23 protein-coding genes and 2 pseudogenes are annotated in these 21,802 nt (G+C 49.8%); 11 read left to right on the top strand and 14 right to left on the bottom strand.

Annotation, left to right across the window (positions count from 1 at the left end; genetic code table 11):
- Positions 1-76 precede the first annotated feature (76 nt).
- Entirely contained in the window at positions 77-433 is a 357-nt protein-coding gene (locus AB8W27_RS11860) for a DUF488 domain-containing protein (protein WP_015740956.1), read from the top strand.
- Here the strand turns inward: AB8W27_RS11860 and AB8W27_RS11865 are convergent.
- On the bottom strand, positions 430-735 hold the full coding sequence (locus tag AB8W27_RS11865) for a hypothetical protein (RefSeq protein WP_007760268.1): 306 nt from the start codon (positions 733-735) through the stop codon (positions 430-432). The genes AB8W27_RS11860 and AB8W27_RS11865 overlap by 4 nt on opposite strands.
- Before the next feature lie 436 nt (positions 736-1,171).
- On the opposite strand from AB8W27_RS11865, the gene AB8W27_RS11870 reads away from it, so the two are divergent.
- Together AB8W27_RS11870 and AB8W27_RS11875 are read left to right on the top strand one after the other, a co-directional pair.
- Positions 1,172-2,113, top strand: coding sequence for a VirK/YbjX family protein (locus AB8W27_RS11870; protein WP_041923466.1), 942 nt, complete (start codon positions 1,172-1,174; stop codon positions 2,111-2,113).
- 62 nt (positions 2,114-2,175) lie between these two features.
- A complete protein-coding gene (locus AB8W27_RS11875; protein WP_015740953.1) occupies positions 2,176-2,358 on the top strand; it encodes a hypothetical protein in 183 nt (60 codons plus the stop codon).
- A 357-nt stretch (positions 2,359-2,715) separates the two neighbouring features.
- Here the strand turns inward: AB8W27_RS11875 and AB8W27_RS11880 are convergent, their stop codons facing one another.
- Together AB8W27_RS11880 and AB8W27_RS11885 are read right to left on the bottom strand one after the other, a co-directional pair.
- A complete protein-coding gene (locus tag AB8W27_RS11880) occupies positions 2,716-3,684 on the bottom strand; it encodes a chemotaxis protein (RefSeq protein ID WP_007760259.1) in 969 nt (322 codons plus the stop codon).
- A gap of 228 nt (positions 3,685-3,912) precedes the next feature.
- The gene (locus tag AB8W27_RS11885; RefSeq protein WP_007760256.1) at positions 3,913-4,083 is read right to left on the bottom strand and encodes a hypothetical protein; all 171 of its coding nucleotides are present in this window, start codon (positions 4,081-4,083) and stop codon (positions 3,913-3,915) included.
- A 147-nt stretch (positions 4,084-4,230) separates the two neighbouring features.
- Here AB8W27_RS11885 and AB8W27_RS11890 point away from each other — a divergent pair, with 147 nt between their 5' ends.
- Positions 4,231-4,467, top strand: a complete 237-nt coding sequence (locus AB8W27_RS11890) for a hypothetical protein (protein ID WP_004385763.1) — start codon at positions 4,231-4,233, stop codon at positions 4,465-4,467.
- 136 nt (positions 4,468-4,603) lie between these two features.
- Here the strand turns inward: AB8W27_RS11890 and AB8W27_RS11895 are convergent, their stop codons facing one another.
- Positions 4,604-4,828, bottom strand: a complete 225-nt coding sequence (locus tag AB8W27_RS11895; protein WP_015740951.1) for a hypothetical protein — start codon at positions 4,826-4,828, stop codon at positions 4,604-4,606.
- Positions 4,812-5,024 (bottom strand): cold shock domain-containing protein, encoded by a 213-nt coding sequence (locus AB8W27_RS11900; protein WP_007760255.1) that lies wholly within the window; start codon positions 5,022-5,024, stop codon positions 4,812-4,814. Before AB8W27_RS11900 ends, AB8W27_RS11895 begins: the two co-directional genes overlap by 17 nt.
- A gap of 543 nt (positions 5,025-5,567) precedes the next feature.
- On the opposite strand from AB8W27_RS11900, the gene AB8W27_RS11905 reads away from it, so the two are divergent.
- Positions 5,568-6,221 (top strand): epoxyqueuosine reductase QueH, encoded by a 654-nt coding sequence (locus tag AB8W27_RS11905; protein WP_041924148.1) that lies wholly within the window; start codon positions 5,568-5,570, stop codon positions 6,219-6,221.
- A gap of 67 nt (positions 6,222-6,288) precedes the next feature.
- Here the strand turns inward: AB8W27_RS11905 and AB8W27_RS11910 are convergent, their stop codons facing one another.
- A complete protein-coding gene (locus AB8W27_RS11910) occupies positions 6,289-6,762 on the bottom strand; it encodes a hypothetical protein (RefSeq protein WP_015740949.1) in 474 nt (157 codons plus the stop codon).
- Between the two features lie 240 nt (positions 6,763-7,002).
- On the opposite strand from AB8W27_RS11910, the gene AB8W27_RS11915 reads away from it, so the two are divergent.
- The 3 genes from AB8W27_RS11915 to AB8W27_RS11925 all read left to right on the top strand — a co-directional run bounded on the left by AB8W27_RS11915 (position 7,003) and on the right by AB8W27_RS11925 (position 10,664).
- Positions 7,003-7,176 carry a YnfU family zinc-binding protein gene (locus AB8W27_RS11915; protein ID WP_007696555.1) on the top strand — a complete coding sequence of 58 codons (174 nt, stop codon included), beginning with the start codon at positions 7,003-7,005 and terminating at the stop codon, positions 7,174-7,176.
- Positions 7,177-7,582: 406 nt separating this feature from the next.
- Entirely contained in the window at positions 7,583-9,121 is a 1,539-nt protein-coding gene (locus AB8W27_RS11920) for a methyl-accepting chemotaxis protein (protein WP_041923464.1), read from the top strand.
- Positions 9,122-9,725: 604 nt separating this feature from the next.
- On the top strand, positions 9,726-10,664 hold the full coding sequence (locus AB8W27_RS11925; RefSeq protein ID WP_041923463.1) for a hypothetical protein: 939 nt from the start codon (positions 9,726-9,728) through the stop codon (positions 10,662-10,664).
- Between the two features lie 213 nt (positions 10,665-10,877).
- On the opposite strand, the gene AB8W27_RS11930 is transcribed toward AB8W27_RS11925, so the two are convergent.
- The gene (locus tag AB8W27_RS11930) at positions 10,878-11,612 is read right to left on the bottom strand and encodes a metallophosphoesterase (protein WP_015740946.1); all 735 of its coding nucleotides are present in this window, start codon (positions 11,610-11,612) and stop codon (positions 10,878-10,880) included.
- A gap of 667 nt (positions 11,613-12,279) precedes the next feature.
- On the opposite strand from AB8W27_RS11930, the gene AB8W27_RS11935 reads away from it, so the two are divergent.
- The gene (locus AB8W27_RS11935; protein ID WP_369832971.1) at positions 12,280-12,720 is read left to right on the top strand and encodes a hypothetical protein; all 441 of its coding nucleotides are present in this window, start codon (positions 12,280-12,282) and stop codon (positions 12,718-12,720) included.
- A gap of 285 nt (positions 12,721-13,005) precedes the next feature.
- On the opposite strand, the gene AB8W27_RS11940 is transcribed toward AB8W27_RS11935, so the two are convergent.
- The 3 genes and pseudogenes from AB8W27_RS11940 to AB8W27_RS11950 form a co-directional block, all read right to left on the bottom strand.
- Positions 13,006-13,413: a hypothetical protein gene (locus tag AB8W27_RS11940; protein WP_237653229.1), complete on the bottom strand. Its 408-nt coding sequence runs from the start codon at positions 13,411-13,413 to the stop codon at positions 13,006-13,008.
- A 203-nt stretch (positions 13,414-13,616) separates the two neighbouring features.
- Positions 13,617-13,892, bottom strand: a pseudogene (locus tag AB8W27_RS11945) (DUF4113 domain-containing protein); the annotation flags it as partial.
- Positions 13,893-14,112: 220 nt separating this feature from the next.
- Entirely contained in the window at positions 14,113-15,009 is an 897-nt protein-coding gene (locus AB8W27_RS11950) for an SDR family oxidoreductase (protein WP_015740941.1), read from the bottom strand.
- A 99-nt stretch (positions 15,010-15,108) separates the two neighbouring features.
- Here AB8W27_RS11950 and AB8W27_RS11955 point away from each other — a divergent pair, with 99 nt between their 5' ends.
- A complete protein-coding gene (locus tag AB8W27_RS11955) occupies positions 15,109-15,948 on the top strand; it encodes a helix-turn-helix transcriptional regulator (protein ID WP_015740940.1) in 840 nt (279 codons plus the stop codon).
- A gap of 398 nt (positions 15,949-16,346) precedes the next feature.
- Here AB8W27_RS11955 and AB8W27_RS11960 read toward each other — a convergent pair whose 3' ends face one another.
- Positions 16,347-16,538 carry an isocitrate/isopropylmalate family dehydrogenase gene (locus AB8W27_RS11960; protein ID WP_015740939.1) on the bottom strand — a complete coding sequence of 64 codons (192 nt, stop codon included), beginning with the start codon at positions 16,536-16,538 and terminating at the stop codon, positions 16,347-16,349.
- Positions 16,539-17,156: 618 nt separating this feature from the next.
- A complete protein-coding gene (locus AB8W27_RS11965) occupies positions 17,157-19,421 on the bottom strand; it encodes a restriction endonuclease (protein WP_282914007.1) in 2,265 nt (754 codons plus the stop codon).
- Between the two features lie 329 nt (positions 19,422-19,750).
- Between AB8W27_RS11965 and AB8W27_RS11970 the strand changes: the two are divergent.
- Positions 19,751-19,891 (top strand): annotated as a pseudogene (locus AB8W27_RS11970) (arsenate reductase); the annotation flags it as partial.
- Between the two features lie 107 nt (positions 19,892-19,998).
- On the opposite strand, the gene AB8W27_RS11975 reads toward AB8W27_RS11970, so the two are convergent.
- Positions 19,999-21,261, bottom strand: coding sequence for a Y-family DNA polymerase (locus AB8W27_RS11975; RefSeq protein WP_015740936.1), 1,263 nt, complete (start codon positions 21,259-21,261; stop codon positions 19,999-20,001).
- On the bottom strand, positions 21,245-21,682 hold the full coding sequence (gene umuD, locus AB8W27_RS11980; RefSeq protein WP_014728470.1) for a translesion error-prone DNA polymerase V autoproteolytic subunit: 438 nt from the start codon (positions 21,680-21,682) through the stop codon (positions 21,245-21,247). The genes AB8W27_RS11975 and umuD overlap by 17 nt, the downstream gene beginning before the upstream one ends.
- Between the last annotated feature and the right edge of the window lie 120 nt (positions 21,683-21,802).

Here is a 21,802-nt window from a genome sequence, read left to right on the forward strand (position 1 = left end):
CACGTCTCGCGGTTTGCCTCCCACGTTCACGAGGCGGATAATTCGGTCGTGCATAACGATACGCCAGGAGGCAAACATGATTACGCTTAAACGGGTTTATGACGAACCGGACGCGCAGGACGGCTACCGGGTGCTGGTGGACAGGCTCTGGCCGCGCGGCATAAAAAAAGCGGATCTGCCGTTAGACGAATGGAATAAAGCGCTGGCCCCCTCCACCCCGCTTCGCAAGGCGTTGCATGGCGAGGTTATCGATTTCACGCACTTCAGCGAGCGCTACCGTGAAGAGCTGGCCGCACAGCAGGCCGAAGGCGAGCGTCTGGCGGCGATGGCCCGCAAAGGCACGCTCACGTTGTTATACGGCGCGAAAGACAGGCGCCAGAACCATGCGCAGATCCTGGCGGCGTGGCTCCGAGAGCTGGCTGAAAAAGCTTAGTCGAGAAGAAGCGCCGTTTCTTCGAGCGGCAGCAGCTGGCCGTCCAGCGGCATCAGGTGTTCGGCACGCACAAAGGCAAAGCCAGCCTGGCCGTCGGCGGCTACGACATCGCCGGTCACCAGCCACAGCGGGCGGGCGCAGGCTTTTGGCAGTTCGGTCATAAAACCGGTCACCGGATTAATAAACCGCTCGCCCGGTTGGCAGAGGCTGAAGAGTTCAACAGATTTACCGATATTCTCCCGTCCGGCAGCGGTACGGGCGCCGATAATAATGGCGAGAGCGCCTGGCTTGAGTTGTTGCATGGTCTTTCCGCGTTCGCAATAAACAATAGATCTCACGCGCAGATCAGAACATTCTTATGTCGCGATGTAAAGATTTCTGGATCAAAAAACCGTCCATTTTGCTGGCTCATCTCCCTATTTTCTTCATCCTCTTGCTTCGCTTTTACGTTAAGCTGGCGCTGTTAGTGTGATACCCCATATAACTGCAATGTTTAGCCTCATCTTACCCCGCGGCAGGAGCGGCGTGCGCCGCCATGAAAGCGCAGTACGGACAATTGCCCTGTCCGTGCAGCGTATTACGACAGCCCTTGATGCTCTCCTCCGTTGCTGCGGGGTGTTTTTTTCGCCATAGCCCCCCCTAAGATTTGTCTGATCACTCTGCATTGAGCTGCCGTTTAAAAAGCCGTTGCGCTTGCCCGATATACTTCGGTGATTCGCGGTATCTAAGGTTTTTCTTATGTCGGTCATCACTTCTCACGCTGCGCCCGCCTCGCGCAGCGGCATGGAACTTATTAAAGCCCTTACCACCGGCGAGCTGATGCCCGGCGGGTTATGGCAGAAAAAAAGCTATCGTCTGAAATTCGCGTTGCGAAGCTGTATCTATCTGCCCGCCACGCTGCGCTTTATGGATGCGCTTGCCACCAACCCGCGCTTTGAACAACTGCTGAGCGTACAGAAAACGCTGCCGGGCAAAATTCATCGCCACTATCTGCGTCTCGGGTTAAGCGCGGGCGCTCGTGCCAGCGCTATCATTAATCACTATGCGTTTATTCGCGATGAGGCGGCACCGCGTCTTGCCGATGCGCTTTGCGCCACCAGCCCGCAGCCGCTGTTTACCCTTGCGGCGAAAGATAAAACCGTCGTGATAAGCGCTTCTTCCGCGCACAAAGCGGAACGCGAAGGCGAAAGCACACTGTGGCTGCACTGCGACGACGTTCTGCTCGCCAGCCTGACGTTCAGCGTGGTGCGCGACGCCGCCGGCTATGGCATCGCTATTGGCGGCCTGCAGGGCCCGCGCAGAAGCGTACCGCATGAAGCTATTCGTGATGCAACGAAAGCCTGTTACGGCGTTTTTCCAAAACGTCTGCTGATGGAAGTACTCTGGCTGATGATTCAGCAGCATGACATGTCGCATTTCGACGCGGTAAGCAATAACGGCCACGTCTTTCGCGGGCTGCGCTATCGCTTCAGCAAAGGGCGGCACTTTTTTGCAAGTTACGATGAGTTCTGGGAATCGATTGGCGGCGAACGCCATGGCGCGCGCTGCTTCACGTTGCCGCTCACGGCAGCCCGCAAGCCGCTGGAAGAGGTCGCCAGCAAAAAACGCTCAGAGTACCGTAAACGCTACGAACTGCTGGATTCTCTGGCTGAGCAGTGGCGCGCGCTGAACGCGCAGTAAGCCTCAGGCGGCCACGGGATAACGGACATTTTCGGCCGCTGGATTATCGACCGCTTGACGCGGTGCTGGAACGCTATCCCGAACCTGAAGCGGCTACTGCCCATGAGCTTCAGCCCGGGCTCGGTTATTGTTGGATTACGCCTGATGAAGCGCCTGCCGCCAGGGTCAGGCTCGCCTCACGTTTTGCGCTGATTCGCAGCCATGTGCAGGCGATGCTGGAAGAGGCCCAGGATACCCTGCGTTAAGCGGGGCCGCAGATACACGCGGCGTTGCGCCCATTAAAAAACCGCCTGTCGGCGGTTTTTTTATTTTGCGTCGTCTTCCGAGCGATACGGCCCTTTCTCGTCGTCATCGCTGTCGTCACGCTTGCGCGTCACTTCCCCTTCCGGGCCCGGCGTACCGCCCCCTGCTCTTCAGCCTGTAAGCGAAAAGCCTGCTCTTTTTGCGATTCACCGAAGTATCCGAAACCAAAAAACATGATGACCTCCTGTATCCATCAGAGTTAACACATTAAGTGTAGCTGACCAGAAAGCCTTCGCAGGCGCGGTACGCTTACCGTCTGTCTGAAAAGCGCAGGCCCCGCCATAGCCGGAGCCTGGCCGTCAGCTCGCCGCTTTGTCGAGCACGCGCTGGATAGCGGCGGAAAGTTCGTTGATTTCAAACTTCGCCACGTAACCATCCGCACCGACTTTACGCACGTGATCTTCGTTGGCGCTGCCGGAGAGCGACGAGTGGATCACCACCGGAATTTTCTTCAGGTTGGCGTCCATTTTAATGTTACGCGTCAGCGTAAAACCGTCCATCTCGGGCATTTCGAGGTCGGTCAGCACCATTGCGATTTTATCGGTAATCGACTGGCCTTCCGCCTGCGCCTCTTTCGCCATCAGCTTGATCTTTTCCCAGGCCTCAAGGCCCGTGGTATGCATAAGCGCAGGAATGCCCATGCTTTTAAGACCGTGCTCCAGCATCGAGCGCGCCACTTTGGAATCTTCCGCCACGATAGCAACCGCGCCGGGCTTCAGTTTGAAGCTGCGCTCCTGCATCACGGTATTCGGCTGACCGTCGCGCACCGACGGGATGATGTCATAAAGAATCTGTTCAACGTCCAGCACCAGCGCCAGCTCATTGCTCTGGTTGTCGCTGTCGAGGCGCGCGATGCTGGTGATGTTGCGTGAGCTGACGCCCGACTCCGCCGTATGCACCTGGCTCCAGTCGAGACGGATAATGTTTTCGACCGATTCCACGGCAAACGCCTGGGTGCTGCGCGCATATTCCGTCACCAGCAGCAGATTCAGCCCGGTCGTCGGTTTGCAGCCTGCGACCGCCGGCAGATCGACGACAGGAATGATCTGTCCGCGGATGTTGGCCATACCGAGCAGCGGCGCCTGCATGCCTGCGGCTTTAGTAATGGTCGGCATGGGCACGATTTCGCGCAGTTTGAAAACGTTAATACCATACAGCTCAGGTTTCTCCTCTTCACTCGCAGATCCCAGCCGGAAGAGAAGCAGTTCGAATTTGTTCGATAAAGCGAGATTCGCCCTCTCATCGATATCTTTCTGGAAGTTATCCATATTTACCTCAAAGGTACGCTTATGTGTGATGGCTCATGCGGCGAAGGGATAACGCGCTGGTGCCTGGTTTCAGGCACTCCTTGTGCCTGAATTTGGTTTAAATCGTTATCGGCAGGTTTTGGAAAAAGTAGAGGGGGGATGCGACAACAAAATTTCGGCAGGTAACAAAAAGGAGAGCGAGCGCAAAAAATGAAGCCGCCCGCAGGCGGCTTATGCCGTGTGTAAAAGTCAGGGCGCCTTGCGCCACGCGTCGTGCAGCGATTCCCGCCCGTGCGGCTCCTCTTTTTCAGGCAGGTCGTCTTCTTCCCACGGGTTTATCGTATTCGGCGCATCTTCGGGCAAGCCGTGATGCTCGTTATCGTCTGCAAGCGGTCTGTCGGGATGGCGATTGTCAGGCATAAAGCTTTCCTCATTTCCATGGGACAAAGAAAAAGTGTAGCCTGGCCTGCGAGCGCCGGACGCTTTTCTCGCCTCCCCCCTCGCCAACGACCGGTCAAGCGGCTAAAGTGAAACGTAGCGCCGACGCACTCACCAGAAGAGGTACAAATGACGGGCTCGATTGACGAAATTATTGAAAAACTCCAGACGCGCATCCTGGCGTATGAAATTCTGTTCCAGTCATTACTGGAAGAAGTGCCCGCCGTGCTGAAAGAACGGGTAGTTGATAATGCCCGCCACCATTTCGCAGGCCTTGAAGCGGGCGTCAATAGCGACCCGGAGCGGGCGCAAAAAATTACGGCAGCCCGCGCCGTGGTGGAACAACTGCTGGCCCGTAAGCACTGAGTTCAGAAAAAGGGTAACGCGGCGCAGAAGCGTCGCGTTTTTATTTACGCCTGCCCTGCGCTGTCTTGCTTTTATGCCGGAAAGAGAAAAAGAAAAAGCCCGCAAGCGGGCTTTTTTTACTGAATGGGGGTGTTTTTTAGCGGTGCGTATTCGTTTCCGAATGCATCATCGCATAACTGTCGTAACGTTCGGCCGCCGCGATCCCAACCAGCATGGCAGATTTGCAAAATATACATTTTGCACCGTGCGGATTTTTGTCGGTCACGTCGAAACGCGAAGTACGATACTGCGAGCCATGACACGCAGGACACTTGAAATGCAAACCTGCAGCGATCATGTTGTCTTTAAAGCGCCACCACATTCACGGCTGACGGGCCTTTAGCGCCGTTTTCAACCGAGAATTCAACCTGCTGGCCTTCGGTCAGCGTGCGAAAATTATCGCTCTGGATTGCGGAAAAGTGGACGAAAACATCTTTGCTGCCGTCAGTTGGTGCGATAAAACCAAAACCTTTATCCGCGTTAAACCATTTCACTGAACCATTCATTCTGTTAGCCATATTGTAATACCTTTATACTTGAGCCTTGCGGCGAAAAATGGTTTGCATAACAGAAATATTCAGTGCTTAAGAGGAAACTCAAAAGAAGAGATATCGAAGGATAACGTCTGGAGATGAGCACTACTGAAGTGGAGGACTCGTACCAACCACTGCACACGGGTTCTGCGTATCAAACCGAGGAGTTCATTAACGCACGCCCTGATTTTTTAAGCAAGCAATACTGTGCCTTTTACAAAACTATATATTTAGTAAAATGAAGCGGTAACCGCTAGTTCATGCGCGCGTTTATTGCCAGCATCACCTCAAAATAAATTCCCGGGCGCGTTAAACAAAGATAGTCGTGTCGTTTATTCGTTTTAACAAAATATATTTTCCATTGCCCTTTAAAGCGCGACGCTATTTTTTACGCTGCGTAATTTCATTACTCCCGGCCACCGCTGGCGCTTTCGTAACGGACGCCCGCGCAATAAACGGCGCGACGACGTGCGTCCTGCGCGAAATATTGTTAAGGTTTATCTGATGACAACACTGGACGAGGTAATGATGAACGCGTTTGTCAGGCCCACGCTTACGCTGCCTAATCAGGAACAAAAACTGCTGCTGCACTCCTGCTGCGCCCCCTGCTCGGGTGAAGTGATGGAAGCGCTCCAGGCTTCCGGTATCGACTACACCATATTTTTCTATAATCCCAATATTCATCCCCAGAAGGAATATCTGCTGCGCAAAGAGGAAAATATCCGCTTTGCAGAACAGCACGGCATTCCTTTTGTCGACGCGGATTACGATACCGATAACTGGTTCGAGCGCGCCAGAGGGATGGAGTGGGAGCCGGAGCGCGGCGTGCGCTGCACCATGTGCTTTGATATGCGCTTTGAGCGTACCGCGCTTTATGCGCATGAAAATGGCTTTAAGGTGATCAGCAGTTCGCTCGGTATTTCGCGCTGGAAAAACATGCAGCAAATTAACGACTGCGGGCAGCGTGCCGTCGCACCCTATGAAGGCATGGTGTACTGGGATTATAACTGGCGTAAACAGGGCGGCTCGGCGCGAATGATTGAAATCAGCAAGCGTGAGCGGTTTTATCAGCAGGAATATTGCGGCTGCGTGTATTCGCTGCGCGATTCTAACCTGCACCGCAAATCTCAGGGCCGACCGCTCATCAAGATAGGCACGCTCTATTATGGCGATGAGTCATAGCGGTAATAAAAGCCTTAAGACGCTTCGCATCACGCCCAAAAAAGCCCGGCTCCGCCCCGGGCTTTTTTTAATCGCTACTGCAGCTGCCGGAATCGCTGCCCGAGCTGCTGTCTGAACTGCAACTGTCGGAATAGCTGCTATGGTGGGACGCGTGCGAATGCGTTACCGTCGAGTCATACGATGCGTGGTTCGAGCCGGGGTGGTGCGACGTGTCAGTATAATTGCTGGTGTCGCCGCTGTGCCCGTGCGGCGCGGTAGTAAACAGCCAGATAACAGATTTTATGGCGTGCAGGATAACAGGAATACCCACCAGCGCCAGCGAGCTCCGCGTTACCCACACCCCGGCGGTGGTGATGATATCTGCCGTGAGGTAATCAATGAGCGGCGTGAGTGCGACCGCCTGAAACACCGCCAGCCATAGCCCCAGCAGGAAAATGTATGCGATGACGCTGCGCCCAATAAAGACGACCAGTTGTTTTATACTCAACCGGTAACCCCAGCGTAAGGTGTTTCGCCAGTGCGTAAAGTAGCGGTTTTGCATCCCTGACCTCCTGTTTTTCCGCGCCAAGATTACCGCGCCGCCCGGCGCCGTAAAACTACCAGAATCGTCATAACGCGGTGATATACGTAGCACGGCGCCCTTTCATCGGGATGACTTGCCGTTAACCGCCTGATTTAGCCTGTATAAAAAACACGCCAATACCAAATTAAAAAATAAATATCGGGCAATTGGCCGTGGATGTGTGTAAGGTGCTCTCTCCTCACATCAAAGAAGATACTTATGGCTATTCATAAAAGAAAATCGCAAGACAGTTACTTAAGCCGCGTTACCTGCCCGAAATGCAACGAAAAATCTGAACACAGCTCCGCCCGCGTCAACAAGAAAAAAACGCTCATCTGCCCCGCCTGCAACCATTTATTTGTATCCGCTCAAACCCCAGCGAATCAATACTAAGCTCTCTTTTCATATCCGGTTAAAAGCGCCGGTTATCTGGTGCTTTTAATAATGGTGTTCTTGATATTTCATTAGCGGCCTAACACTACGCCTCCTCAGTAAACACAGCCGGCCCACCTTCCTTCTCTTGCGGAGCAAATATCGCTTCACAAGTCCATAAAAAACCCTTAACGATAATTAAATCAGAAAACATCTTTTTAAAAAAATCGCCACCCTCTTAATATCATCGTAGCTACACCGTCTGGTTTATTAACAACCCCAAACGTCACTCTGCATTTCTTTGCTTTTATTTACTTTTCTGGCGTCTAAAAGCCGATCTCATGCCGCCGATATACGCCTTGAATTGTTTATATCGCATGATAGAGAGGCATCGTTGAGTATGAGAATGGATGTAAAAGGAATGACTATGACAGTTAGGCTTTTTTCATTTATAACACTGGGCGCGTTAATATTAATTTTTCTTGCCAGTTCATTATCTAATCTGTGGTCTTTAATGCGCAGTAATCAGGCGCTGGATGGCGTGGATAAAGAAATCCGCGTCGTGCTTTCAGTGGTAGACCCGATTAACCACAGCCGCACGGTCCGTGTGCGCCTGATGGAAGCCATGATTAATCAATCATTAGGCAAAACCTCACAGGCGCAAACTTCGCTGCAAGGCGCTAACGAGTTTATGCAGCATGCGGTGAAGACCTTCGACACCTATATGGCGTCACCACGTGCGCCAGGCGAAGAAGAGATTTTAATCCCGTATCAGCAAACCTGGCAGAATTATCTCAATAACGGTTTACGTCCGATGATGGATGCCGCAATGAATAATGACGTTGAGCGATTTAACCAGCTTGCCAGCTTTACCGTACCTGCGCTGGATTATCAGTTTGAAAATGAATTACTGAAATTACTCGCGTTCCGTGAAGATTACGCCCATAAGCTTAATCTGGACGCACAGGATCAATTTACCTTGAGCGTGACCCTGCTGGGCGGCTTTACCCTTATCTTTGTTTTGATCCTGATTGCGACGTTTATTCTGATCCAACGCCGTATCCTCAAGCCGTTAGACATCGCCCATACGCACTGTCAGAAAATGGCTGAAGGGGATTTACAGGATCCGATTATTTCTCATTCCGGAGATGAAATCGGCAAGATGCTCACCGCGCTTGAGCAAATGCGCCAGTCGCTGCGCGAGATTATTATTCAGGTTCGCGATTCCAGCGACAGCGTCGCCCTCGCGGCCGACGAAATCGCCGCGGGCAACATCGATCTCTCCGCCCGCACCGAAGAACAGGCCGCCTCACTGGGCGAAACTGCGGCCAGCATGGAGCAGTTGACGTCCACCGTGAAGCATACGTCTGAGAATACCCATAATGCGGATCAGCTCGCCGGCTCCATGCGTGATTCAGCACATGAAGGGAATCAGATAGTGGCAGAAGCCGTGGAATCCATGATGGAGATTGAATCGAGCGCCAGACGTATCGATTCCATTACCGGGATCATCGAAGGCATTGCCTTCCAGACTAATATTCTGGCGCTCAATGCGGCTGTAGAGGCGGCGCGCGCAGGCGAACAGGGCCGCGGATTTGCGGTGGTGGCGAGCGAAGTGCGCAATCTGGCGCAGCGTTCCTCCGCCGCGGCGAAGGAGATCAAAGAGCTGATTGAGCAGTCCGGCACCCATATTTCGTCCGGCAGCGAAAAAGTGACCCGGGCGGGTGAAAGCATGAAAGCCATCATCAACTCTATCAATCAGGTGTCGGTGTTAATGTCTGAACTGGCGCTCTCCACCGGCGAGCAGAGCCGCGGCATTGAACAGATTAATATTGCGGTGACGCAGATGGATGCGGTAACGCAGCAGAACGCCGCGCTCGTTGAGGAAGCCTCCACTGCCGCACTGTCGCTAAAAGAGCAGTCTCATTTGCTTAAGCAAACGGTGGACATCTTTAAAGTTAACTGACAGAGAAATGGGTTTAGGGGGCTGGAACACACAGTACCACGGCACCGCCGTTAGCATGTTCCTCCCGCCACAGCCGGGTAACAGGATGTACCCGCCACAGCCGGGTAACAGGATGTACCCGGCTGGTTTATTCTTTCAGCTGAGCGGGTCATTCCTGCAGGGGTTAACAGCCGCTTCATCGTCACTCAAGATGAATCTCATCAGAAGCATCGCATCCTGTTGGCGCTATATTCATCCGCAACAGGAAATATTAACCGGCCCATGCTTAAGGAAGGTCGCATGTCTGATGATTTATCCAGAATGGTACCGTGAAAATCTGCCGGGCTGGTTAGATGAAACGGTCATTATGGTGTGAGTGATTACATATCCGCCCGCATCGCTTTCACTCTCCATTCGCGAAAGGCTACCCTTTGCTGCCATTAAGATCGGGCGGTCCGTCGCATCCGCAATAGCATGTTTCATTAAGGCGAATTACGTTAGAATCGTTGCCCAGAAACCGAAGCGCGTTGACGGGTTTGAGCCCAGAAGTGAAGGCATCGGTAAACGAATCCACCATGTCGCAACGTGGATAAAAGCAACAAGGCTAAAAAGGAATGTATTATTCATGGCAGATGTGAGAAAGAAAAATAAACCTGGCGGCTACCTGCTGCGTAGTCTTATTGTCAGTGTGATTTTTCTGACAACGTTTTCCGCTAAGGCGCAAGACGTGCCTCATGTGAAATATCTTTTCTCGTTCAAATCCAGTAAAAGCACCTGCCTTCTGCGGGCTAATGATCTGCCCGCGTTTGACAATACCACGGACGATGACGGCACGATCGCCGCAGGCTTTAATATGACCGCCTTTCTGGAAAACGGTAATAACGATATTGAGTTATTAATGGGGCCGCAGGATGTGAAACAACCGCAGACGCTGTGGGCTGACTCCGCATGCCAGGTAACCATCTCCGATGATACCACTGACAACAGCGTTAAACTGGCCGACTACAGCCTGACGGTGAATGATAAAAAAGAGATAAGCGCGGTCAATACGGTTATTTATGCGACCGGTACGAAAACGTTTGAAGGTTACACCCCATCAGATGATGATTACGGGTTATATAATATGAAGGGGGTTATTACACTTGACCGTCTGCCTGAGTGGTCATGGGTGAATGCGACGCCGGTAACGGAGAACGATCTGCCGAAAATTCGTAAGGCTTATGAAGATATCTGGATGCAGATAAAACGCCGCGATGTGGAAGGCCTGAAACGCACAGCGAAAATTTCGAATGAAGAGATGGCCCAGGCGGAAGGCGCCACGCCAGATATTATTTTCCTTTCCACTGATTTTCCACAACATGTGAGTGACCCACAACTGACTCCGGTGGACATTGAATGGCAAGACTATCGCCTGATGCGTTATCGCGGTGGGCGTCTTTTCCGACTGGCTGCCGGATTCTTCCAGAATTCTCCGCTGATGTTTAAAAATAGCGAAGGGGAAGTGGTCTTCGTATACAACCCTTATTTTTCCATTATCGATGGTAATGTCGTTTTGGTTCGCTAACAAGCAGGCTGAATGAGAAACGTCATGGACGATGATTATCATTTTGCCCGCCTGATGATAATTATCGTCCCGCCTTTATGCGTTCACGCCTATTTTGCGCCAAAGCGGACTGTTATTGCAGCAACTCGCGGGTCTCACCCACCGCTAAATAGTCCAGCACCTTAGCGCCGCTCTTATACTGCCCCCATCAGGGCATGCGAATAATCTCTATACTCACATTTTTCCGGTTCTTAACGCATTAACCCAGTCCGGGCGATCGTTTTCCTGCGCGTGTCGGGCAGCCTTTTCCCAGTCGTAAACGACCTTGCGGAAATTCACCGTCCATTGATTAGCCTGCTTTTCCAGGATCGCATAGCGGGCATGCGGTGAACCCGCTTCCATTTTATGAAAGAAAGGATGCTCGTCATCATACGCCTGTAAACCAACGCTCCCCGGATTTACAATCAGGCACGTTGAAGAAATCTCAACACTGCGGGGAATATGCGTGTGGCCACAGAGAATAAGAGAGGCGTTATGATGCTTAATATGTTCATAAATCCTTTCATGAGAAGATTCCCGAACGCCTGTCTCCGTCACTTCCTCAAGGAGATACTCTTTATCATTACCCGGCGTTCCATGGACCAACAGAATGTCGTTATGCAGGGTCAGCCCGGCTGGCATTTTGCGCAGCCATTCCAGGTGTTCTGGCGAGAGATAGCGATACGCGTGGCGGTCCGATAACCCCATTTTCTCAGGCGTAGTTTCAAGCAGCTGCCGTTCATGGTTCCCTCTGATAGTGGGCAAATTGAGCGGTAAAAGTCTGTCAGCCGTTTCTGAGGGGAATAACCCGCCGGAGAGGATATCGCCAAGGTTGACAATAACGTCGACATTATGTTTTTCAATATCCTCCAGCACCGCCTCCAGCGCCAGTAGGTTACCGTGAATATCCGAAATAGCCGCGAGCTTCATAATAAGTTCCTTCTGAAAGTATTCTTCGCTCTGTCCCGTACAGAACGTTTACGCCCGGCGGCGCTGTACTGGCGCAACCATAATGCCTTCTTTTATTGACGCCGTCTGCGTTTAACCATACTCCCGACGCACCTAATTATCTCTGTATTTTTGCCGGGACGCCCTCCCCGACTACCCTTATTTAAAGCAGAAATCCTGTGTTTTGCTGACACAGGATTTTCTTATATTAAATGATCCGATGCGTCACTAACTGGCGTGCTCTGCACAGGACGCAACCTGCCAGGCAAGTCGGCGCAGGGATTAAGTTGTGTTCCATCATAAAAGCAACGATATAAAGTGCTGAATATGTGACTACGCTAAGTAAAGCGTCCTACGTGCTTGAAAGGAAATTTTGCATAAACGTAATGCTGCTTGAACCGATGCAACTTTCGCGTTTAGGAAAAGGCCTCATCGTGCTTTCAATTGCTATTTCTGTTTACGAGATCTATAACGCAGACGATAAAATCTCGGAGTCAGGAAGGTAACTGGCTATAAACAGCGCGGGTATTGCTGGCGCAGCCGCGGGTGGAGTGATGGCGGGAATGATGTGTGGGCCTGGCGCTCCTGCATGTGTACTTACAGGCGCCTCCGTTGGTGGTGCACTTGCTGCCTGGGAAAGGGATCGTTTATGGAATTGATTATGCAACAGGTTAATTCAATATCGCTAATGAAAGTTCGGGAAGCGACCGATTTATCACAGGCTCATTCTGAACTATTACTCAATGGAAATATCACAGGTATTATCGTCCCAGGGGAAATACTTGAAGCATCTGTTCAGATCAATGATCAGCGTTATGTTCTTTTTCTGACTGACGACGTTATTTTCGAAGAATCGCTGACTATCGCTCTCATTGATCTTTGTGAGGGTATCAAAGAGATTGTCTCTGTGGGCAATGAGTACTCCACAGGAAATTTTGAGGCGTTATCTATTACAGCAGATCGGATCAACTTCAGATTTATGGGTGATTATCTCTGGACTGTCACAGTATCCGATACACCACGGTTAAGGCTCCCTTTCTTATCAGATCCGAGAGGGGTAAAACGTGACGCTGCATTCAAAAATACATAGATATTTCGGCTACTACTGTGTCTGAAAAATCTTGTTAAGCTTGTTTTGCGAACCATGGGGGGAGTGACAGAAGCTTCCCGCGGCTTCGCCCCTGTGCTCAGTGCGTCAGTCAAACGAGCTGGATAACAAAATACGTTAACCTTGATGGTAGCCCTCTTTCCAGACAGCGCGGGGTGCCGAGAGATCTGTAGAATGTCGATACCTTCCGCTACGTGCCAGAAGCGGATCTTTCTAGGGCTATTGTGTGTCAAAAAATTGAGCACAGGTCGCATCAGCACATCATATCTATAAGTCTATTTCTCCATCTGCAATATAAATCACGCCTTTCACTTCATTTGGCAATGTTTCATATTTCAATGGCGTTTTGGGTTTCGAAATTAATTTATATCCACCTTGTTCATAGTCGTAGCTGAACAACCCTTTACTTGACATCTCAACAAATGAGCGCAGATAGCAAGATCGTTGATTCTCATCTGAAAATGCAGGCAGATTGCCTTCTATCACATAGACCTCTGACAAAGGTTCCAGTGAGTAAATATAATCAAGAATAAAATTATAGTCCTCGACAGATGCTTTGATCCTTTCAGGAACCGGCCCCAGGCCTGCTGTTGCAAAATGCGCCAAGTACCCTTCCTGGCTGGATAAAAACCAGTCCAGATCATATTCTAAAAAGTCATCGTCCATTTCCGTCATTTTTTAACACCAAATATCTTTGTACATTTCTCACAACGTAGAATCACATCGCCATTACCTGAGCGGATGCGATGACCTATCACCTATCCCCGGTTGATTATCACATGCCAGTGTTAGTCCTGCATCTGATACACAATGGATTAAAGGACCGCTTTTCGCTCAAAGCGGACGTTTGGTCGTATTAATTCTTTAGCAGATCACTTTTACCATGACCGCACGGTCGGTACATCAGCCAGTCGCGTCGTATAACACGGCGACAGCATCTCACGCTTCATTTGCCATGCCTGTTGGATGCCCTGCCCTGCAAAATACAGAGTTCCCCGCCCCTGCTGGTTGAGTTTGTCCATCAGTGACATCAGCGCCTCGCTGTTCACGCGCGGCGCGTTCTCGTCAAACCGTGCCACGCCCTGTCTGAATAAGTCACCCATCATAACGCCCGCCATCTGGTATCGGTGGCCGTCACGCCATACGGCATCCAGATATCACATTGTTCCTGACTGTGCGGAAATCAGAGACACTTGTATGGTGTTGATAATATCTGTTCTGTGCCAGAAACGGGCGTGTCGGCGCCGCCGTAATAACAGGCTTTGCCTATAGATGTCGGTTTTAACCGGCCATCATTCACTCACTTGCCTGTCCATGCAGCGATGCGCAATCGTCAGGGACGCGTAAGGCGAAAACCGCTACCCGGCGCTGGGTCTAAGGCTGGCCTGAGAAACTCATTCTGCTCAGATCATCAATAAGCCCCGGTCCTTTGGGCTGCCAGTCGAGCTGCTGGCGTGTCCATGCACCGCTGGCACGCATATCCATCATTGTGAAAGCGGCGAACCAGCCGAAATGCTCTGCGGCCTGTTCTGATTTCAGCGAAACAGCAGGGATATCCAGGCCTGTCGCCACGGTTTGCGCAATCAGCCATGAGGCAATGTTTTCCTCCGCTACCGCATGATACCGTTCGCCACGTTCGCCTTGCTCAAGCACTTTTACATACAGCCCGGCCACGTCATCCACGTGTGCCGCACACCAGGCATTTTTACCTTCGCCAATGTAGGCTGCCGCACCTTTTTCTCTGGCAAGAGAGATGTAATAGCTGATTAACCCCTGGCGTTCGGTGTTGTGAACCTGGGGTAAACGCACCACGCGTACATCAATCCCGGATTCCAGTAGCTGAGAACCCTCCAGCTCAGAGGCTACACGTGGGTTAGGATGTGCCGGGTTGAAATTCTGCTCCAGAGCGGGCTGGCCGCTGCCGTCATCACCCATCCCGGTGCCGGAGGTGATAAGCAGCGGGCGCTGGCTGCCCTGCAACACAGAGCCAATAGCGCCAATCACTCGGCGATCTTTTTCGCAATTTTCCACAAAACGGGTGAAATCATGATCGAAGGCGGTGTGGATCACGGCATCGCACAGGTCGATGCCTGCAACCCACGCCCGGGGATCTTCCAGAGTTCCGCGCTGGGCAGTAACGCCCTTATCGGCTAACTGCCGGGCTGCTTCTTCTGAACGCACAAGCCCAGTCACCTGATGGCCGCGTGCCAGAAGGGCTGATACTACACGTGAGCCGATAAAACCCGTCGCACCCGTTACAAAAATACGCATAGTCTGTCTCCTGAGTAATTTACTGCAACAGCGTAAGCACGGATCTTTTACTATTAAAGTAGTGACGTTATCAGTGTATAAACACTAACAGGCTAATTTATGACTCTGCTTTCTGAAAATCCTCTGGGTGATTTTTTAAGGGCTCGCCGTCTGGGACTTGACCCGGCTTCGTTTGGTTTTTTGCCCGGCCGCCGCCGTACGCCGGGCCTGCGCCGCGAAGAGGTGGCTCAGCTCGCCAATATCAGCCCGACCTGGTATACCTGGCTTGAGCAGGGCCGCGGGGGAGCCCCCTCGCGCGAGGTGCTGAACCGCATTGCTGACGGGCTGCGGCTTACATCTCCCGAACGCGATCATCTGTTTATTCTTGCGTTTGGCCATCCGCCGGAAAGCCGGGTAAGTCCGTCCGGCAGCATAACCCCACGGCTGCAACGCGTGCTGGAAAGCCTGACGATTCCGGCGATTATCAAAACCGCCATCTGGGATGTAGTGGCCTGGAATCACCCGGCGGCGGTTGTGCTGAAGGACTACGCGCTGTTGCCGCCCGCGCGGCGAAATATTCTGCGCCTGCTGTTTACCGACCCGGAGGCCCTGGAGATGCAGCACGACTGGGAGGGCCTGGCCCGGCTCATCGTCAATGCCTTTCGGGCGGATGCCGCGCGCCTTGGTGCGTCAGAGGAAATCGCTCAGCTGGTTGAGGAGCTATCCGCTCAAAGCTCTGACTTCGCCCGCCTGTGGCGTAACAACGATGTTGCCGGGCATGCGGAAGGGTTAAAAATGCTACATCACCCGCAAATCGGGACAATTGAGCTGGAGTTTTGCACCTTTTCTGTCGAAGGGAGGCCGGATCTGACAATGATGCTCTTCAATCCAGCAACCGATGAAAGCAGGATGAAAATAGAGCGTTGGATTACCCAAAACCGGGCCCAGCGCGAATGCTGAGTCAAACTTTCTTCAGTTTGCCATGATTAAAACGTCCGCTTCTTGTTCAAAGCGGACGTAAATCGCATTACATCCTGAAGAGATCGCTTTTAACATGCCTGCGTGAGCGGCACATTATCCAGCCGTGATGTGTAGCACGGCAAAAGCATCTCCCGCTTCATTTGTACAACGACTGAATGCCCTGCCCTACAAATAAAGCGCTTCCCGGCCCTGCAGATTGAATTCGTCCATCAGTGGCATCAGCGCCTCGTTTTGGTTCCTGCCGTCTCAAGCATCCTGGCGATGCGCTGGCCGCTTCCCAGAAAAACGATGCACAGGCAAGGTGGTGAGAGAGCGTTTTCAGGCATAAAAAAACGGGAGCCCTTCGGCTCCCGTTCTTATGTAACCCATAAAATAGATTACATGTTCGCGATGATAGCGTCGCCAAACTCTGAGCATTTCAGCAGCTTAGCGCCTTTCATCAGGCGTTCGAAGTCATAGGTCACGGTCTTGTTGTTGATAGCGCCTTCCATACCTTTAACAATCAGGTCAGCCGCTTCGAACCATTCCATATGACGCAGCAGTAGATTTAGAAATTCATTACATCCGATTGAATTTACAAGCTTTTATGCTTAATAAGCATCTAAACTTATTATTTTTGCCTTCGCCATAACTCGTTGATTTTGTATAGTTTACGTAGAGTTTTGATAACCACTTCAAGGCAAAATGGATGTTCGCTTGAGCACATTCCTTTCATAATGCCCGCATTGTGCCAGGAGCGGACACTGTTAAGTTCGAAGCGTACTAAGTGGTAGGGGCAGGTCAGGTGGATGTGGCAATTAAAGGACAACTTACGATGGAGGCCAGAAAAGTTAAACCGGAAGCGCGTGTGCGATTTGAAAGGAACGGTCCAATTCTAACAATGCTCTGGGATTGGGAATATAAGGGAAAAAGCTGAGTTACAGCAGGGCAGAGTTGCGGGAGGACTATGGATGAGACACCGAAATGGCTGGGACTGTTGTGGATTTCTGGGTGATTTAGATGGGATTTTTGGAAAAGCGAGTTGATGATGCAGCACCACAATAAAATCTTTTAAAAATCAATTTTGAACTGTTCAGCTCTGCATTTTGATGTATCAACAGCAACCCACCGGGCTGGCCTTCGGTGGGTTGCGCATTTATGCAATAATATTTTTCCTGTGTGGCCAAAATGGTGAGTTACGAAAATAACTAATGTTTTTGAAATAAATCGTTTATATAGCTTTCGCTATGCTCTCTTTCATCTCTATGCCTATGAAAGTGATCTCTTTCATCCTCATCATAATCATAAGAGTTATAGAGGTGTGTAGACACATCGACTTTACAATACATATATTCAATTTCATTGTCCTCAAAGGGCAAATCGTACTCATTAATTAAATCATATAGCATGTCATATGCAATGTCATCAGCTTTAGCTCTTTCGTCATAATCTAATGATTGAATTTTTCCTGTTCCAGATAAATGTTCATCATAATTTTCATGCCAATATTGTTTGATATGTTCCATTAGTTCATGAGTAACTTCCTCTCCTTTTATTGCAGGTCGAAGATTGATTAAGTGTGCTAAGGGGAGGTAATCTTCATGGTTGAGAGTATATCGCCAACCAGACTTCATGGCATAATTTATAAAGTCAGAGATGAATTGATCTGAAAATAGATTTGGTGCATTTTTTACCGCCCATAACACGCACTCCCCAACTTCGTGATCGTAAGTGAGATATTCTTCTTCAATGTTTAAAAATAAGCTCGGATAGACCATTCTATTTTTATTGGTGGAGATTAAATTTGAATGTATGATCGAATGAAGAAGATGGATTGAGTATTTATTTAAGCATTTAATATCAACAGCTTTGAGCACTGACTCAAGCACTGAAACAAATACATCTGCATTGATTTTCCTATTGCTGTGCAAAGAGAATAAAGTGTTAATTGATTGATTTGTCTTAAGGGCTGAAAAGTAAAGTGCAAGAGAGGTTTCATCAGTAGCATAGCGATTGATGATATAGTCAGACACTGATGGGTTGAATGGTGTCAGTCTTATCATTAAATTTTTGTTTAGCTGTGTCAAACTCCTATTAAGTGTTGATTTTAATGACTCTTTTATATATTCATCTATTTTATTTACTTTCGAGTGAAAATTATTTTTATATTTCACATTGAAAACGCGCTTTAATGCATTTTTACAATTCTGTTCTTCAATGTTATTAGCATTAAAAACAACCAAGCAAACTAGATCAAGGACTTCCTCACGTGTTTGATTATTGAAACAGTGCGACCAGATCATTTCTGGATTGTCTAATGAATTTTCGATATATGCCCAAAAACTCGAACTATCGATTCCTGATATTCTATCGCTATCTGTAATAAACGATATAAGTCGTGGATTAAAGTTTGGATGATGTATTATTTTCCAATAATTAAGATTGTCATAAAAAGTATCAGTGTACTCCTGCGGTAATGAACTATGCCAAACATGATTGTAAAGTATATCAGCCTTTTCCATATCAGTAAGATCTGATACATTTATCTCAAATTCTTTTTTTTCAATTTTTTCTATATTAAATATCTCACTGAGATTTTTAGCTCTGTTTAATATGTTGGTTCTTGACGTTAAAATCATCTTTTTGTTTTTGTCGGTAATGATTTTTTTAATAAACTGAACAATTTTAGAATCAGAGTTTCTAGTGAAAATTTCTAAAAGAGTAGCACCGAGAAAATCATCAAAATAGAAAAATTGCTTTCTATCTTTAAAATATATAGATTCTATTTCCGAAATTGATCCTTCAATGTGGTAAATTTCATAGTCGCTATTGCAATGCATAAGCATCACTTGTTTTGCAAGAGTGGTTTTACCAACGCCTGGTAAACCAGTGATGATTACGACTTTGTTTTCATCTAAAATCTCTAAAGCCTTTTGTAATTGCTTGGTTTCGATGAATTTGTATGATTCCTTCCTAGCATCTTCAATCAGGAAGTTACTATTTTGAATTGCAGAATTATTTAGCAGACCCATTAAAATGTTTGTACTGGAAAGCCAAAGTTTGTAATGGTTTCGTTCTATTTCTGGGTAAAGTGTTAAAAGATCATTGAGATACTCAGGGCCAATGATGTCATTATTGCTTAGAATGTAAGGATTAAACAAATCGAAGATTTCTTTTTTATTAGCAGGGGATAAACCAACGCTTGTGATGAAAATGTATCGATTAGGTTTTAAGTTTTCAACTTTTGCAACCTCTTCGTTTTTAAGTTTACTTAATAATCCACTATAGCCAGTTTTAACATAGTGTTTAACTTGGATTATTACTTCGCCAGAATGATAAAAACGACCATCAATCCCACCATCTTTTCCTGATTTAAAACGCTCAATAAGCAGATTTTCTCTCTTGCTTAAGAGGTCTGTAGCTAGTCTTTCAAACTCTTCATTATTGAGTGCTCTAAAATCATAGTTTGTCATTGAATTTCTTAATAATTGGCTGAATATGATAGCTATGTTACATGGTGGAAAAATCAAAAAAAAGTGGAATGATGTTAGATTGTTCTATTTATAGAGTTCATAAGGATTAAATTGTGATTTAGTGCATAATTTTTCGCACAATTGCACAATTTTTCAAGGTAACTAAACGATGTGCCGCGTCGTATATGGCGCAGCTTTGCTACCTTTCAGAAAGGGCACAGAAATGAGGTAGTAATGCGCGCAGGCGAGTCGGGGGAGCAAGCGCATGCAAAGGTGGACAGGTCGCTGGTTCGCAGCATTTAAGGAATCTGTATCTCCGCAGACCTGCATTAGTCGTTACGCCGCTTAGCACTCATCTTTACCGCCCTTCAGAAATAGTGCTGCGTATTCTAACGGAAAGTCAGAAAGGAGCGTTTACCAAAAAGGATGACGAGAAGGTCATTAACGAAACGGGGAAGCGGGTTAAGTAATCGGCCCACTTCAGAATATCGCACGCCTGTTTACACTATGTGGGCGTCCCCTTCTCGCTCAAAGCGGACCTTCTCTTTTCTTTAATTCCTGAACAATACCCCTTTTATCATGCCCGCACGGTCGGCACATCAGCCAGCCGTGTCGTATAGCACGGCGACAGCATTTCCCGCTTCATCTGCCACGACTGCTGGATACCCTGCCCCACAAAATACAGGGTTCCCCGCCCCTGCTGGTTGAGTTTATCCATCAGTGACATCAGCGCTTCGCTGTTCGCGCGCGGCGCATTCTCGTCAAACAGGTTCAGCTGCGCCACGCCCTGGCTGAAAAAGTCACCCAGCATCACCCCTGCTTTTTGGTACCGGTGGCCGTCGCGCCAGACCGCATCGAGGCAGCGCGTCGCCGCGGCGATAATGTCGCGCGTGTCCTGTGTGGGAGTCAGCAACTTTGTCCCGGCGTGGTTGCCGTAGTACGGCTCAGTAGAGAACGGCGACGTTTTCACGAACACCGAAATGTACCGGCAGAACTGATGCTCGCCGCGGAGCTTTTCCGACGCGCGCGCCGCATAGCTGCAGATAGCCTGGCGCATCGCCTCATAGTCGGTGATTCGCTCCCCGAATGACCGGCTGCAGACGATTTCCTGTTTCGCCGGGGCAAACTCCTCGATCTCCAGACAGGGCTCGCCGCGCAGCTCGCGCACGGTGCGCTCCAGCACAACGTTGAAGTGTTTGCGGATAAAGCGTATGTCGGTATCACAGAGATGCAAAGCGTTTTTAATGCCCATTGCCTCCAGCTTTCTGGCAATACGCCGACCGACGCCCCAGACTTCCTCTACCGGCATCAGCGCCATCAGCCGCCGCTGGCGCGCATGGTTTGACAGGTCCACCACCCCGCCCGTCTGCGGCCACTCCTTCGCCGCGCGATTGGCGAGCTTCGCCAGCGTCTTCGTCTGGGCGATACCGACACCACAATGGATCCGGGTGTTGCGCCGGACGGTGTCGCGTATCTCCCGGCCAAAATCAGCCAGGTCGCGACAGTTCCGCACTCCCGTCAGGTCGCAGAAAGCCTCATCGATGCTGTATATCTCAACGCGCGGACACATTTCCTCAAGCGTCGTCATCACCCGCTGGCTCATATCACCGTAAAGTTCATAGTTGCTGGAAAAGGCAATGATCCGCTGAGGGAACTGCATCTCGCGCAACTGGAACCAGGGCATGCCCATTTTTATGCCAAGCGCTTTGGCTTCGCGGCTGCGCGCTATCACGCAGCCGTCGTTATTGGAAAGCGCCACGATCGGCTGACCGACAAGATCGGGACGGAATGCCGTCTCGCAGCTCGTGAAAAACGAGTTCATATCAACCAGCGCGAACATTGCGGTGCAGGGTATTTATAACGCAAATGACAACGCCGACGATTTCGAGGTCGTCGGCGTCATAAACAGCAATAGGCGGGTAAGCCGGGTTCTCTGCGCGCAGCTGCGCCACCGGGTACGTCACCAGCCTTTTAACGGTAAACTCTCCGCCAATATTGGCGACCACGATGTCGTTATGCTTCGCGTGCAGACTGAAGTCCACCAGCAAAAGCGAACCGTCAAGGATGCCCGCGTCGCGCATCGAGTCGCCAGCAACCCGCAGGACATAGGTGGATGAAGGATGTGCAATAAGGTGGGAAACGAGGTCAATGCCGCTGTCGATATAATCGGCAGCAGGACTCGGAAACCCTGCTGAAATCAGGTCTGCATAGAATGGGATGTTGACTGGCGTAACCGGCCAGACGAGGGGGTGTATTTTCATTATGTACCTCCCGGTAAAATTACTGTGTATTTATACAGTAATTTCAGGAAGTAACGAAATCAAGACGCAGCGGCCTATTAATCGTAACGGCAGGTAATGTTTTTTATAAGCAGAGCAGCC

It is taken from the genome of Cronobacter turicensis (assembly GCF_041222865.1).
GTDB classification, from domain to species: Bacteria; Pseudomonadota; Gammaproteobacteria; order Enterobacterales; family Enterobacteriaceae; genus Cronobacter; species Cronobacter turicensis.

Excerpts from the sequence above, each read along its gene's own strand:
- AB8W27_RS11870 (WP_041923466.1), top strand. The coding sequence starts at position 1,172 with ATGTCGGTCATCACTTCTCACGCTGCGCCCGCCTCGCGCAGCGGCATG.
- AB8W27_RS11910 (WP_015740949.1), bottom strand. The coding sequence starts at position 6,762 with ATGCAAAACCGCTACTTTACGCACTGGCGAAACACCTTACGCTGGGGT.
- AB8W27_RS11865 (WP_007760268.1), bottom strand. The coding sequence starts at position 735 with ATGCAACAACTCAAGCCAGGCGCTCTCGCCATTATTATCGGCGCCCGT.
- AB8W27_RS11900 (WP_007760255.1), bottom strand. The coding sequence starts at position 5,024 with ATGGCTAACAGAATGAATGGTTCAGTGAAATGGTTTAACGCGGATAAA.
- AB8W27_RS11890 (WP_004385763.1), top strand. The coding sequence starts at position 4,231 with ATGACGGGCTCGATTGACGAAATTATTGAAAAACTCCAGACGCGCATC.
- AB8W27_RS11955 (WP_015740940.1), top strand. The coding sequence starts at position 15,109 with ATGACTCTGCTTTCTGAAAATCCTCTGGGTGATTTTTTAAGGGCTCGC.
- AB8W27_RS11920 (WP_041923464.1), top strand. The coding sequence starts at position 7,583 with ATGACAGTTAGGCTTTTTTCATTTATAACACTGGGCGCGTTAATATTA.
- AB8W27_RS11965 (WP_282914007.1), bottom strand. The coding sequence starts at position 19,421 with ATGACAAACTATGATTTTAGAGCACTCAATAATGAAGAGTTTGAAAGA.
- AB8W27_RS11935 (WP_369832971.1), top strand. The coding sequence starts at position 12,280 with ATGGAATTGATTATGCAACAGGTTAATTCAATATCGCTAATGAAAGTT.
- AB8W27_RS11950 (WP_015740941.1), bottom strand. The coding sequence starts at position 15,009 with ATGCGTATTTTTGTAACGGGTGCGACGGGTTTTATCGGCTCACGTGTA.
- AB8W27_RS11860 (WP_015740956.1), top strand. The coding sequence starts at position 77 with ATGATTACGCTTAAACGGGTTTATGACGAACCGGACGCGCAGGACGGC.
- AB8W27_RS11975 (WP_015740936.1), bottom strand. The coding sequence starts at position 21,261 with ATGTTCGCGCTGGTTGATATGAACTCGTTTTTCACGAGCTGCGAGACG.
- AB8W27_RS11905 (WP_041924148.1), top strand. The coding sequence starts at position 5,568 with ATGAACGCGTTTGTCAGGCCCACGCTTACGCTGCCTAATCAGGAACAA.
- AB8W27_RS11880 (WP_007760259.1), bottom strand. The coding sequence starts at position 3,684 with ATGGATAACTTCCAGAAAGATATCGATGAGAGGGCGAATCTCGCTTTA.
- AB8W27_RS11895 (WP_015740951.1), bottom strand. The coding sequence starts at position 4,828 with ATGTGGTGGCGCTTTAAAGACAACATGATCGCTGCAGGTTTGCATTTC.
- AB8W27_RS11940 (WP_237653229.1), bottom strand. The coding sequence starts at position 13,413 with ATGACGGAAATGGACGATGACTTTTTAGAATATGATCTGGACTGGTTT.
- AB8W27_RS11925 (WP_041923463.1), top strand. The coding sequence starts at position 9,726 with ATGGCAGATGTGAGAAAGAAAAATAAACCTGGCGGCTACCTGCTGCGT.
- umuD (WP_014728470.1), bottom strand. The coding sequence starts at position 21,682 with ATGAAAATACACCCCCTCGTCTGGCCGGTTACGCCAGTCAACATCCCA.
- AB8W27_RS11885 (WP_007760256.1), bottom strand. The coding sequence starts at position 4,083 with ATGCCTGACAATCGCCATCCCGACAGACCGCTTGCAGACGATAACGAG.
- AB8W27_RS11930 (WP_015740946.1), bottom strand. The coding sequence starts at position 11,612 with ATGAAGCTCGCGGCTATTTCGGATATTCACGGTAACCTACTGGCGCTG.
- AB8W27_RS11915 (WP_007696555.1), top strand. The coding sequence starts at position 7,003 with ATGGCTATTCATAAAAGAAAATCGCAAGACAGTTACTTAAGCCGCGTT.